Source organism: Marinomonas vulgaris, from assembly GCF_018145875.1.
GTDB classification, from domain to species: domain Bacteria; phylum Pseudomonadota; class Gammaproteobacteria; order Pseudomonadales; family Marinomonadaceae; genus Marinomonas; species Marinomonas vulgaris.
The window spans coordinates 166,133-179,605 of sequence record NZ_JAGSSV010000001.1 but is presented as its reverse complement, the minus strand read 5'-3'; the positions used below and the strand labels follow the sequence as shown (position 1 = coordinate 179,605).

At 44.7% G+C, this 13,473-nt stretch carries 10 protein-coding genes; all 10 read left to right on the top strand.

Annotated features, from left to right (window positions below):
* The first annotated feature begins 5 nt into the window (after window positions 1-5).
* A complete protein-coding gene (locus J9B83_RS00810; protein ID WP_211534772.1) occupies window positions 6-1,709 on the top strand; it encodes a flagellar hook-basal body complex protein in 1,704 nt (567 codons plus the stop codon).
* 188 nt (window positions 1,710-1,897) lie between these two features.
* Complete coding sequence (gene flgF / locus J9B83_RS00805) at window positions 1,898-2,641, top strand: flagellar basal-body rod protein FlgF (protein WP_211534771.1); 744 nt, start codon at window positions 1,898-1,900, stop codon at window positions 2,639-2,641.
* Between the two features lie 46 nt (window positions 2,642-2,687).
* Window positions 2,688-3,473: a flagellar basal-body rod protein FlgG gene (gene flgG, locus J9B83_RS00800; RefSeq protein ID WP_211534770.1), complete on the top strand. Its 786-nt coding sequence runs from the start codon at window positions 2,688-2,690 to the stop codon at window positions 3,471-3,473.
* 14 nt (window positions 3,474-3,487) lie between these two features.
* A complete protein-coding gene (locus tag J9B83_RS00795; RefSeq protein ID WP_211534769.1) occupies window positions 3,488-4,348 on the top strand; it encodes a flagellar basal body L-ring protein FlgH in 861 nt (286 codons plus the stop codon).
* Window positions 4,349-4,390: 42 nt separating this feature from the next.
* Window positions 4,391-5,479 (top strand): flagellar basal body P-ring protein FlgI, encoded by a 1,089-nt coding sequence (locus J9B83_RS00790; protein ID WP_211534768.1) that lies wholly within the window; start codon window positions 4,391-4,393, stop codon window positions 5,477-5,479.
* A gap of 21 nt (window positions 5,480-5,500) precedes the next feature.
* Window positions 5,501-6,481, top strand: coding sequence for a flagellar assembly peptidoglycan hydrolase FlgJ (flgJ, locus tag J9B83_RS00785; RefSeq protein ID WP_211534767.1), 981 nt, complete (start codon window positions 5,501-5,503; stop codon window positions 6,479-6,481).
* 112 nt (window positions 6,482-6,593) lie between these two features.
* Entirely contained in the window at window positions 6,594-8,573 is a 1,980-nt protein-coding gene (flgK, locus tag J9B83_RS00780) for a flagellar hook-associated protein FlgK (RefSeq protein WP_211534766.1), read from the top strand.
* Between the two features lie 4 nt (window positions 8,574-8,577).
* Window positions 8,578-9,888 (top strand): flagellar hook-associated protein FlgL, encoded by a 1,311-nt coding sequence (gene flgL, locus J9B83_RS00775; RefSeq protein WP_211534765.1) that lies wholly within the window; start codon window positions 8,578-8,580, stop codon window positions 9,886-9,888.
* Between the two features lie 21 nt (window positions 9,889-9,909).
* Complete coding sequence (locus J9B83_RS00770) at window positions 9,910-11,463, top strand: HD-GYP domain-containing protein (protein WP_211534764.1); 1,554 nt, start codon at window positions 9,910-9,912, stop codon at window positions 11,461-11,463.
* Window positions 11,464-11,750: 287 nt separating this feature from the next.
* Complete coding sequence (locus J9B83_RS00765; RefSeq protein ID WP_211534763.1) at window positions 11,751-12,641, top strand: flagellin N-terminal helical domain-containing protein; 891 nt, start codon at window positions 11,751-11,753, stop codon at window positions 12,639-12,641.
* Window positions 12,642-13,473: the final 832 nt, after the last annotated feature.

Below are 13,473 nucleotides of genomic sequence, written 5' to 3'. Positions count from 1 at the left end.
AAATTATGGGATTCAATACAGCGCTGTCTGGCATTAAAGCGTCGGCTGATTATTTAAGTGTGACAGGTAATAACATTGCTAACTCCGATACCACCGGCTTTAAAAAGTCGCGTATTGAATTCGATGACCTTTACAATACGAGTGTATTGGGAGCCGGCAGCGGCAACAGCATCGGCTCGGGTGTGAGTGTCAGTGGCGTATCACAACAGTTTTCATCAGGTACCTTGTCTTATACAGACAGCAACCTAGATTTGGCCATTGATGGCGGCGGTTTCTTTGTTGTTGATGCTGGTGTGACGAATTCCTACACACGAGCGGGTAATTTCAAGTTAGATGAAGACGGCTTCTTAGTGACCAATTCAGGCAATAATGTCCAAGGTTTTAATGCCGTAGACGGCGTTGTGGGCGGAAATCTAGAGGATCTAAAAATTCCAACTGAACGAATCCCTCCTGAAGCCACATCGGACATGAGTTTGACCGTGAACTTAGACTCTAAAACTGAAGATGTGCCGCCGGTGATGCGAATGGATTTTGATCCAGCCGATCCTGACACCTATAATTTTACCCAAACTCAAGGTATACAAGACGCCAATGGCGGCTCACACATAGTGACTTATTATTACGCTAAAAGTGATTTGCCAAACACTTACAAGGTCCACGCGACAGTAGACGGTAATGTGACTGACGACACTGGCGCAAAATTCTTAGGGGACACTTACGCCACCTATAACTCCGCTGAGGGTGGGCAGGATTACAACGGTGATGGTATTGAAGAAGAGCCTTATCAGCTTCTGTACATGGGAGCGACTGAGCCCAATGCCGTTGATATTTCTACGGGAACAAGTTTAGCAACGCCGCTATCAGTTACTGGAACGTTAGGTGGCGCTGCGATCACATCGACTCTTGCATCCGAAGATGTTCGTGATTCTCGGATTTCGGCACGTGATGCCTTTAGCCCATTGAATCCTGATTCTTATTCTTACGGTAATACCAGAACCATATACGATTCTTTGGGTGAATCTCACACTTTGGGGTATTACTTTATCAAGCAAGGTGAAAATAACACTTACGAAATGCGTGTGACCATGGACGGTGAAGAAACGTTTATAGATCCAATGAACGGAGAGGAGGTACGTTATCTTGAGCGTAACACTTCTGTAACATTTGATTCAGCAGGTAATTTGATGGGAACTTACCGTGGTATTCCGCCGCTGGGTGAAGAACAACCAATCAACCTTGAGGTAAGAGGGCTTGATCCAACCAATAGAGGGAGAATTTCCCCTTTAGATCTTGCAGGCTCAACCCAATACGCGATTGATAATACCGATTCCTTTGAGCAAAATGGCTTTTCTGCGGGCGAGTTACAAGGTGTGTCTTTTGATAGTGATGGTTTACTAGTGGCAAACTATACCAACCAACAAACGGCAACACTTGGCCAGTTAGCCTTAGCCACTTTTGATAGCACTGACGGTCTGGTGCCGAATGGTCATACTGCCTGGTTGGCCAGTAAAACTTCTGGTCCTGCGGATATTGGTCGTCCTAATTCAGGTACCTTGGGTAAAATTGCAGGGGGAGCGTTAGAGGAGTCCAATGTGGACTTAACCTCTGAATTGGTTGCCCTGATTGAGGCGCAGCGTAATTATCAAGCCAACAGTAAGACGCTAGAGACGGAAAATACCGTTACTCAGACGATTATAAATCTGCGTTAAGATTTTTCTGGAGAGAGAAGTTGATAAGCCGAAGCCCTTTGCTGCTTCGGCTTTTTTTTGTCTTTTTGAGGGCTTTTCGAAGTTGGTACGTTTCTTGATAGTAACTAAACAACAATAAAATAACTCGTTAAAAAGTGTACGAGTTATTACATGTATTTTGTGATGGTTTATCTGTTGGGAGGATGATCGTGGATAAGGCTTTATATTTAGCAATGAGTGGTGGCGTGCAAACCATGAATGCTCAAACAATACACGCGAACAACTTGGCAAATGTTAGCACTACAGGCTTTCGTTCCGATTTTGAACAAGCTCGCGCTATGCCGGTTTATGGCGATTATCATCCGAGTCGCGTGTACGCGATGACAGAAAATCCCGCCACACGTTATACCCAAGGCGACATGATACAAACCGGTCGAAATTTAGATGTAGCCGTTGCAGGTGAAGGTTTTATCGCCGTGTACGATGAACGTGGTGAAGAAGCTTATACTCGTGCCGGCGATTTTCAAATTAATGCCGCAGGTCAGCTGGTAACAGGACGCGGTTTGCCGGTGGCCGGTATGGGCGGCCCTATTTTTCTTCCGCCTTCCGACAGCATCACCATTACCGCAGATGGCTCGATTTCCATTGTGCCTGAAGGCGGAGCGGGCAATGAAGTGGCGGTTCTAAATCAAATCAAATTAGTGAACCCAGATAAAGAGAATCTACGCAAAGAAGAAGATGGCTTGATACATTCCCGCGATGGTGAAATTTTCGCGCCCGACCCTAATGTTAAAGTTGCCAGCGGCTTCTTAGAAGGCAGCAACGTTAATGCAGTGGAAGAAATGACCCATGTGATGAACTTAGCGCGACGCTTTGAAATGAATGTGAAGATGATGGATTCCATTCGCAATAATGCCGATTCATCAGCGCGCATCTTACAGCGCACATCGTAAACATAGAACCATAGACAACGAACAACCGAATTAAAAAGAGGCTTTTATGAATTCAGCATTATGGGTCAGCAAAACGGGTTTAAGCGCGATGGACAAGCAGCTTAATGTCGTGGCCAACAACTTGGCAAACGTTTCCACTACCGCCTTCAAAAAAGATCGAGCGGTGTTTGAAGATCTTATGTACAAAGCGGTCAGAGCGCCTGGCGGCTTGAGTGCACAAAATGCTGAATTGCCTTCCGGTTTACAGCTTGGCACAGGTGTTAAAGTCGGAGCGACGCAAAAAGATTTCTCCAACGGCGATTACAACATGACAGACCGTCAGTTGGACATTGCGATTCAAGGTAAGGGTTTTTTGCAGGTACTGCAGCCAGACGGCAGCATTGCTTACACGCGTGATGGCAGTTTACAGCTGAATAGCCAAGGTCAAATTGTTACATCGGGTGGCTTGGTTGTTGAGCCTGGTATTCAAATTGACCCTGATTCAGTTGAGATTATGATATCGGAAGATGGTCTGGTGTCGGTACGAAAAACAGCGGACGCTGATGCGCAGCAAGTTGGAGCGATTAATATAGCGGGTTTTATTAATCCGACAGGGTTGAATGCCGCTGGGCAGAATTTATATACAGAGACCAATGCCAGTGGGCCACCAGTTGTGGGCGTACCCGGTACGGATTCCCTAGGACGTATTGCTCAGGGCATGTTGGAAGCCTCTAACGTGAATTCGATTGAAGAATTGGTCAACATGATTACCACCCAAAGAGCTTATGAAATGAACTCTAAAGTGATCTCTTCAGCCGATGGTATGATGAGTTTCGCGATTCAGCAGCTATAAATAGCGTGTGAATAATGATGAAAATAAAAATTGCGTTATTAATGTTATTGAGTGTCAGCCTATCAGGTTGCCTTTCTTGGGATGTGAATGAGCAGGCGGTGGCAAATGCCGCGGCGGCAGGCGCAGCAGGTGCGGCGGTTGATGCAGTGGCTGACGCATTAACAGAGGAAGAGGAAGCCCCAGAAGAAGAGGAAGAAGTAGCGCCAGAAGAAGTAGTGCGTAAAGGCTTTGTGCCGGATCCGAATGATCCATTAAATGGCCCAGACGTGCGCTCTTCGATTCAATCAGATGATCCCTACTATGCGCCGGTTTACCCAAATGGTATGAATGCTTCTCAAGCCCCAACAGGGGGGATCTACCAAGCTAACATGGGCGATGTGTTTTTTGGTGACCAAAAAGCCAGCCGAGTGGGGGATATTTTAACCATAAACTTAAATGAAACCACGGCGTCAACTAAGGCAAATGCGGCAACTGTGTCTAAGTCTTCGTCGGCGACCCTTGAAAACCCAACGGTGTTGGGACAAGAATTGCTGGTGGATACGATCTTGCCACAACAAGGTACCGATTTTTCAGGTAATGCTTCGGCAAACCAAAACAACAGTTTGACAGGCACCATTTCGGTAACGGTCTTGCGCGTTTACCCCAACGGACAACTGGCGGTTCGTGGTGAAAAATGGCTTCGCCTCAATCAAGGCGATGAATACATTCGTTTCTCAGGTGTGGTGCGAAAACAAGATATTTCACCGGACAATACAGTTGACTCAGAACGTGTGGCAGACGCTCGTATTACCTATTCAGGTACAGGCGAAGTGGCCGCCGGCAGTGAGCAGGGTTGGGTGAGTCGTTTGCTGAATTCCGGTAATATGCCTTACTAATTTAACGATTTAATGAGTGTTTAGCGCTCGACAGGTGACCTAATGAAATACATAACGCTGATGGTGTTGTTCCTTCTTTCTTTTGCCGCGCAAGCAGAGCGCTTAAAAGACATTGCCAGTGTGCAAGGCGTTAGAGAGAACCAATTGTTTGGTTATGGTTTGGTCATCGGTTTGAATGGTACTGGGGACAGTACGCCTTTTACTAATCAGAGCTTTGCGAGCATGTTGTCGCGTTTTGGTGTGACCTTGCCAGATGGCGTGACGGCGTCTTCCCAGAACGTCGCCGCGGTGTCTTTAACGGCCACTTTGCCAGCATTTTCTAAACCCGGCCAAAAAATTGATGTGACGGCATCGTCGATTGGTAATGCCAGTGCCTTGCGTGGTGGTACCTTGTTGTTGTCCACGCTAAAAGGGGCAGACGGGGCTGTGTATGCTATTGCGCAAGGGAATCTTGTGGTTGGTGGTCTTGGTGCAAATGGCACCGATGGCTCGCGCAACTCGGTCAATGTGCCAACGGTAGGGCGTATTCCTAATGGTGCTAGCGTAGAGCGAATCGTGCCGAGCAGTTTTAATACCGGAGACACGCTGACGTTTAACCTTAATCGCCCTGATTTCACGACGGCTAAACAGGTATCGGATACCATTAATAATTTGTTGGGGCCGGGTGTTGCCACCACATTGGATGCCACTTCCATTCGTGTCTCGGCACCACGTGATCCAAGTCAGCGTGTTACCTACTTATCTATTCTCGAAAATTTAGAAGTAGAAGTCGCCGAAGAACGTGCGCGTATCGTGGTGAACTCTCGAACTGGCACTATTATTATCGGTCAGCATGTTAAAGTGTCTCCAGCCGCCATTACCCATGGCAGCTTAACGGTAACGATTAAAGAAGTCCCACCCGTTGTTGGACAAGATGGTACAGTGACAGGCGGTGAAACCATTATATCGCCACGTCAAGGAGCTGAATTTACTCCCGACAGCGGACGCATGTTTGTGTTTGATCCAGGTGCTTCGTTGAATGACATAGTGCGAGCGGTGAATCAAGTCGGCGCAGCACCTGGGGATGTGATGGCGATTCTAGAAGGGTTAAAACAAGCGGGCGCCATTAACGCAGATTTAGTGGTGATATGATTCGCTAAAACAAGGTTAACAATGAACTCTATTCCTTCAAAACAAGACTTTTTTGCCGATTTTTCGACGTTAACGGATCTGAAGACCAAGGCACAACAAGATCCAGATTCGGCCATAAAAGATGTAGCGCAACAGTTTGAGTCTATTTTTATTAATATGCTGTTGAAGAATATGCGCAGTACCAACGACGCTATTGGCGGTGGTTTGTTTTCCAGTGCGCAAACCAAACAGTATCAAGAAATGATGGACTCCCAGATGGCCCAAAGTATGGCGAAATCGGGTGGGATTGGGTTATCTGACGCGCTTATTCGACAATATCAAGCTCAGCAACAAAATCACATCAGTTCCGCCGGTGCGAAAGAGCGAGGCGATACGGATTTTCTCAATCAGGTGGCCAAACAAGATTTGGTACGAATCCAAGCCTTAGCGCACCGAGCGTCGACCGAATTGGTTGAATCTATGCAAAAAAGCGCTACTCCGGTAGATAATGCAGCGAGGGCACAAGCGACCACACCATCGGCCTTGTCGGTGGTGTTTGATGGGCCAGATGAGTTTGTTGAGCACCTTTGGCCACACGCTGAGCGGGTAGCCGAAAAGTTGGGCGTAAGCCCTAAAGCCGTATTGGCCCAAGCGGCATTAGAAACCGGCTGGGGGAAGTACCCAATTGCCAAGGAAGACGGCACGGCAAGTTTTAATCTGTTTGGCATTAAGGCCGATCACCGTTGGCAAGGTGACCGCGCTGTGGTGAATACTCTGGAATTTCGAGATGGAGTCGCCAAGCGTGAAAAAGCCGCGTTCCGTGCTTACGATTCTTTTGCCCAGAGCTTTGAAGATTACGCCGATTTCTTATCAACCAGTGATCGTTATCAAGAAGCGCTTCGCTCTGGCAAAGATGCTTCGGTGTTTACTTCTTCATTGCAAAAAGGCGGTTATGCTACTGACCCAAATTACGCTGAGAAAATTGACAGCATTGTGTCTGGGCCTTGGCTCAACAAGCTGTAAGCGCTAAACGGTGAGTAAAGTTTTTGTGTTGAGGGTCGATAACACCTATTAAGTCGATCATTTATTATTGGCACTGGCGTATTTTTAGACACATGGTGTAGGGGAATGAGCAATGGGCTCAAATTTATATTCAATTGGTTTATCTGGATTGCAGTCCAGTAATGCTCGTATTAATACGACAGGTCAGAATACCGCCAATGTGGATACTGAGGGTTACAGCCGTCAAAGAACCGATACAGTCAGTTCCCCTGGTGCCTCAGGTGTTCTTGTTCGTGATACTGCTCGCCTTGTGGATAATTTTGTCAGTGCGCAAATCAGATCAGATACTTCAGAATTTTCCTATTACGACACCTTTCATTCGATGATGACAGCGTCAGATAGTTTGCTATCCGAAGACAGTGTTGCTTTGACTGGATATTTAGATAAAACCTTTAATGCCCTGCAAGCGGCAAACGATGACCCCACTTCTTCGTCTTTGCGGCAACTTGCCCACGCCAGTCTGAGTAATTTAGTGGGTCAATACAAAACCTTATCGAACTTGGTGACGCGTCAAGAAGATTTAGTTGGCGAGCAGTTGTCTTCTTCTTTGACAGAAATTAACGCTATTACTAGTAAAATTTCGGATTTAAACAAGAAGATCATGCGAGAAGAAGGGCAATCTATTTCGCCGGCAAATGAACTACGCGACCAGCAAGAGCAGCTGGCGAAAGAACTTTCTGAGTTTGTTACTGCTCGTACTCAGTTTGACGATAAAGGCTTGATGACAGTGTCTTTGGCGAATGGTCAGCCTCTTGTAATGGATCAAAGTGCTCCAGAGCTTAAGGTGGTAGAAAACGCCATGGATCCGAAAAGTATTCAGTTGGCGGTCAACTTTGGTGATCATGATGTGGTTGTAAAAACCGACGATCTTGGCGGTAGTGTGGGTGGCCTGCTAGATTATCATGCCGAATTTAGTGTGTATGCTGATCGTACTCTTGGTCAGCATGCGATTTCTATCACCGATGCGATGAACACACAAAATGCCAAAGGTCTAGATGCAAACGGCCAATTTGGTAAAGATCTACTGTCACTTGGCGAGATCGCCATTCACACAAAAGCGGAAAGCCAAAAAAAGTTAGCGGATATATCGGTTCGTGTTTCTGCCGGTGAGTCTGCCAAAGTAACCAAAGACACTTATGAGCTGTCCAAAACCGATGAAAATCGTTTTACCATTAAACGATTTGATATAAACGGTCGCTCGACTGGTCCAGAGATTCTCTACGATCCTGTTAATATGACGGCGGATAAAGACGGTTATGTCAAACTCGATGAATTGGGTCTTGATATTAAAGTCTCCGCACTAAATACCATTACTGTTGATGATGTTTTTCGCTTCACTCCTACCGAAGGTGCGGCAGCGAATTTGAGTATGCGAGCAAAAAACGGTGATGACTTAGCGTTGAGCGCACCTGTTGGTGTGTCGACTCATTCGGATAATTTGTCAGAAGCAAAAATAAGTTTGTCGTCAGTGAACAATACGCGAGCGGATGCGTCGGCGTTTTCATCAGACGGCTCCTTATACCCGAACGCGCCACACAGCATCTATTTTACATCGCCTAATTCTTATGTAGTGCGTGATGTAGCAGGATCTGATATCGCAACGGTCAATAACGCACTTGAATACAGTAATTTATTGGAGCAAGCGGGTCTGGCGGATAAAGCAGGGTTTGATGTTTCTTTGTCATCAAATCCTCAAATAGGCGATGAGTTTTCCATGAGTACCGAATTAGTTGGCCCTTCTGATAACTTTAATGGCTTGGCGTTGATGAATTTACAAAGTGCGCCTTTAGTCGAAGGGAAAGACAGCTTGACCAAATCGTTCGCGGGGCTTATTGCCAATGTGGGAACGAAAACCGCAGAAATAGCGGGTCATGCGGCGTCTAGTGAAGTAATCATGAACGACAGTGCTAATCGACGGGATCGCTTATCAGCGGTGAGTTTGGATGAAGAAGCGGTGAACCTCTTAAAATATCAGCAATCATATTCGGCATCGGCTCAGGTTGTGACGGCAGCGCGCACCACCTTCGAGACACTGTTAGGGATTATGAGGTAGCGTTATGCGAGTAACAAATAACTTAATTTACGGGCAATCGAGCAGAGCCATTGCGCAAGCTAATGAGAAAATGCTCACCGTTCAAGACAAAATTACCGCGCAAACCAGCATTGTTAAGCCCAGCGATAATCCAGTTGGTGCTAGCCAGTTAATGATGTACGAAGGCAGCAATAGTCAGTTAAAGCGTTTCGATGACGCCATCAGTATGGCGACCAGCAACTTAGAGTATCAAGAAGTGGCATTGGAAAGTCTGCATGACTCTTTAGATGAAGTGCGCACCTTGTTTATTCAGGCTCAAAACAATATTAATACCAATGAGGACATTGGAGCGATTGCTCAGGAAGTGTCTTTGATTACCGAATCCATGGCGGAACTGATGAATTCACGCAGTGCCGATGGCAGTTATATTTTTGCCGGTACTGACACAAAAAGTCCGCCTTTTACTTTAGATAGTCAAGGGCGCTATCAATGGTCTGGTAATGAGGGGATAAAGTACGCTCAAATCTCAGACGACATGAAAATTCCGGTTACTGATTCGGGTAAAACGCTATTCCAAGATATTTGGACAAACCGTACTTTTTCATCTCAGCGTTTAGCCGGTGATGTGAGCTTGTCGGCACAGGTGAAGAATCAAGGGGATTTTAATGAATTTATGGACGACCATTTTAATCCAACGAATCCAGCCGATAACCTGTTTGTGATTACCACTTTACCGGTTGGTGCGGCCGAAGGTACGCTTCCTGATGTAAATTTGGCGGTGCTGCAAGCGGATTCTGCTGACGACAAAGCTAGACGTATGCAGTTCGACGGAACGCCAGGCGTATTTAATATCACCAATAGTCAAGGTGAGGTTATGGCATCGGGTTCCTATACGGCGGGTGAACCTATTAATTTTAACGGTATGTCAGTGACCATGAGAGGGGAGCCAGGAGCGAGCGTTGGATTGGTGTTAGATCCGCCAAGGCGTGACAATGTATTGAATGAAATTAATGACGCCCTTGAGGTGTTGCAAGATCGCCATTCTACTTCGGAAGATCGCTCAAAAGCTTTTCAAGACGCCACAGTGAGCATTCATAATACCCAGCGTTCGGTGAGTGAAGGTCGATCGTCTGTAGGGGCTCGACTGAATACACTTCAACAGCGTGAAGACTTTAGTTCGGCCAATCAGTTATCCAATGTGATTGCACAAGACCGCATTGGTGGTTTAGATCTTGCGGCAGCGGCAACAGAGTTGTCTATGAACGAATCCGCCTTGAACGCTTCTCAGCAGGTGTTCACACGCATTAGTAATTTATCCCTGTTTAATAAAATGTAATTTTGAATAATAAGGAACACAATGTCAGCATTTAAAATTGAGTCCTGCTTTGGGGCTGACATTAATGTTGGGTATTTTGATGTCGATGAAATACTCGATATTTTAGGCATCAAAGAAGAAGTGTACGCCAACAAGCGGGTGCAGAATCTGGTAAAAATACACGGTCGCAAGGAACGAATTGTCGCTGTGGCAGTGCGCCAAGTTATTTTTGATTTACTGGCGACAGTCTTGGATTCCTCTTTTTTACCCTTCGATCCTTATTTTTCATACGACAAATTACTCAATTCAAAAAAAGAGCGCCTGTATGATGCGCAAGAACGTTTTTTAATTCTGTGTCTTTCCATTGCAACAGGCCGTTCTGTCAAAAGTTTGAGAAAGCTAACTCCAGACTTGAACACTAAAGAATTTCGGGAAAAGTACACTAAGGGGAACAGCCTTTTTCGCTACTTTAGGCAAGAGCTGAATGAACATACTCGTGAATATATTCTAAGCTACAAAGCTCGAATAGATAAAATTAATGGTAATGCTTCAGGGATTAAACTCGTTGAGCCGACACTGAATGAAAGCACACCTGACATACAAGGTGATAAACATAAGACCTCTTCCAAAGCCAAATCTTCCGTAGCACTAACACCAACGACTTTTGATGATGAAACCATAACCGCACTCAAATTATTTGCAGAAGGCCACGAGCTGATTGCTCGGCAAGTCGAGCGATTTAAACGTGGTGAATCATTAGAGATTTCATCTTTAGTACTCTATTGCCGACGTATGATTGAGTCTCATACACGTAATAATTTCTCTATTATGGCAATACGACATATAAAAAACGCCTCTATTTACTTAGAGCAACATGCTATTGGCATGGCAGTTCTGGGTATTTACTTTGCAAAAGCGATGAAACTGTCAAGCTCTTACGTTGAAGTTATTGCTTTAGGTGCGCTTTTGATTGACCTTGGGCGCTTTCGTTTACCCGCGGCCATGATCACTAAAACAACCAAGATGACCGACAGTGAATTTGATTTATTTCGCAAGCATATTCAGTTTGGGGAACAGATCTTACAAAAATGTGAGGCGGTTCCAAAAGCGGTCCATCAAATGTTAACTGATCACCATGAGAAAATAGATGGTTCAGGGTATCCAGCAGGAAAGTTAGACAGTGAAATCTCGGTGTATGGAAAAATAGCAGCGATTATAGATGCTTACGATGCCATGACATCAGAGCAAACTCATAAGCCTTCAATGAGCCCGACTGAAGCCACTCAAAGAATGCACAAAGAATCTGGGCTGGCGTTCGATAAAAAGTTATTGTCCGTCTTTTTAAAGCATATAGGCAAGATTCCTGTCGGCTCCTGTGTTTTGCTTTCAAACGGTCGAGTTGGATTCGTCCTTACCCTCAACAAAGAGCTTCAACCATGTTTGGTTAGACAGGTGTACAGCATGACGAATAAGGCCTTTATTGAATCCTCTGATATTGAATTAAATAAAGTGTCTGGCTTGAGAACAGACATAAAGATTGAAAAAGAAGTAAATCCCCATCAACTTGGTTTACAGTTTATTAACCACATTTCCTAACCTTCCCTGCTTTTAATCTCTTCTACACTCTAAAAACTAACAATATCGTGCAGAGTTCATATTATTTTGAGTTTTATACAATAAATTCTTAAAGTTCTGGGATCTAGGTTCGATAAGCCTCTGTAACATTTTTTTAGAGGGCATAATATGATTAAAGCCACTCAAAAAAATGAAAAAAACATTAAAGATCATCACTAAGGTGTCGATAACTTTAATAAGAGACAAAAACCAAATAACTAATTAAATCAAAAGGTTGTCTCATTTATATTTGTTTTTAGGAGAGAAAAATGTCTTTATACGTTAATACTAATGTGTCTTCTTTGAGTGCTCAGCGCTCTCTTGCTAGCTCTGCTCGTGACCTTGATACTTCCTTTCAACGCCTGTCTTCTGGTCAGCGCATCAACAGTGCGGCAGACGATGCAGCGGGTCTACAAATTTCTGATCGTTTGACATCGCAAATTAATGGTCTAAATCAATCAGTGCGAAATGCTAACGATGGTATTTCCTTGGCGCAAACAGCCGAAGGCGCGCTAGATGAAACCACCAATATGTTGCAGCGTATGCGTACCTTGTCTATTCAATCTGCGAACGGTTCGAACTCTGAAAAAGATCGTATTGCACTCCAAGAAGAGATGGCGCAATTGTCAACAGAGATCAATCGTATTGCCGACACAACCACATTTGGTGGCTCGAACTTACTAGACGGTACTTTTAACGGTGTTTTCCAGGTTGGTGCAGATTCAAACCAAACCATCAGTTTCACACTTGAGTCCGGCGGTTCTAATAACTCAATTGATTATACTGGCAATGGTGGCTTCACAATGTCAGGTTTATCAGCAAACTCCGCAACGACAGTTCAAGTTAGTGTGTCGACGGCTTCTATATCAAGTGTTGCTAATGCGCAGAGTATGATTGATGTTCTGGATACTATGATTGCCGCTGTAGACTCTAAGCGTGCTGAATTGGGTGCGGTACAGAATCGTTTTGGTTCCACAATCAACAACTTAAGCAATATTTCTGAGAATGTTTCGGCCGCTCGAGCTCGTGTTCGTGACGCTGACTTTGCATTAGAAACAGCGAATTTGACTAGTTCACAAATACTTCAACAAGCAAGCAGCACCATTCTTGCTCAAGCGAACCAGCGTCCACAAACAGCTTTGTCTCTACTGGGAGGCTAATAAATTAACTATTAAATGATCGCATTTATAGGCGGTTAGTTATAAGTGATTCGAGTTTTTCTCGGAGCATAGGCAACTTCTCTCTCCTAGAGGTGCCTTTTCAGCCGGGTGATGGTTGTCACCTGGCTTTTTTTTGCCCAAAAAATAGGGGGGAGCAGCATTTCTGTGCTGTAGGCGCTGTTTATTGTGATCAATAATCACAAAAAAAAAAGAGGCTTATGTCAAAGCCAATCGCTTTGAGATCAGCTTTTAAAATGTGAACGGTATGACGAGTAGTGAATGAACTCAATCGACAAAAGTATAAGAGGAAGTGCCAGACGACTTTATTTTAAAGAGTAACAGCAAGGCTCGATCTGAACGAGCGAAACAAAGGCGGTATTGCTATAGGCAGTGTCATTAGACGGTTTTGACCGTGCACGAAGGCGCTTCTATTTTTCGTTAAAAGTGTGGCATTGGGAGTGTCTTATTTTAGCTCCTTTCTGTGGCCGTGTTTTTGCGGAAGAGATTTGCCTATCTAGTTATTCGATATTTGGTGCTCCAGATACGCGTCTACTTGGCTGAAAATCGATCTGCTTTTGGGTTGTGGTTTTGTTTGGGTTAATCAAATGGTCTTTTTAAGATCGGCATCATTGGATTCTGTTTTACAGAACGTATTTCTGTTGACTAGAGCCGGCAGTGATTTGTCATGATTTGGCCGAGTGTTGCCTTTGTTTGTGGCTGTTTATTGCCTTTTTAATTGTGGCTTTTGTTGGGGTGTTATTTTAAATGATGGTTTTTCCTGTTTTTTTGATAGTAGAGGTAGTTTGTCTCTTAAATTCTATGTTTTTAGTGC

Excerpts from the sequence above, each read along its gene's own strand:
- J9B83_RS00810 (WP_211534772.1), top strand. The coding sequence starts at position 6 with ATGGGATTCAATACAGCGCTGTCTGGCATTAAAGCGTCGGCTGATTAT.
- flgG (WP_211534770.1), top strand. The coding sequence starts at position 2,688 with ATGAATTCAGCATTATGGGTCAGCAAAACGGGTTTAAGCGCGATGGAC.
- J9B83_RS00795 (WP_211534769.1), top strand. The coding sequence starts at position 3,488 with ATGATGAAAATAAAAATTGCGTTATTAATGTTATTGAGTGTCAGCCTA.
- J9B83_RS00790 (WP_211534768.1), top strand. The coding sequence starts at position 4,391 with ATGAAATACATAACGCTGATGGTGTTGTTCCTTCTTTCTTTTGCCGCG.
- flgJ (WP_211534767.1), top strand. The coding sequence starts at position 5,501 with ATGAACTCTATTCCTTCAAAACAAGACTTTTTTGCCGATTTTTCGACG.
- flgK (WP_211534766.1), top strand. The coding sequence starts at position 6,594 with ATGGGCTCAAATTTATATTCAATTGGTTTATCTGGATTGCAGTCCAGT.
- flgL (WP_211534765.1), top strand. The coding sequence starts at position 8,578 with ATGCGAGTAACAAATAACTTAATTTACGGGCAATCGAGCAGAGCCATT.
- J9B83_RS00770 (WP_211534764.1), top strand. The coding sequence starts at position 9,910 with ATGTCAGCATTTAAAATTGAGTCCTGCTTTGGGGCTGACATTAATGTT.
- J9B83_RS00765 (WP_211534763.1), top strand. The coding sequence starts at position 11,751 with ATGTCTTTATACGTTAATACTAATGTGTCTTCTTTGAGTGCTCAGCGC.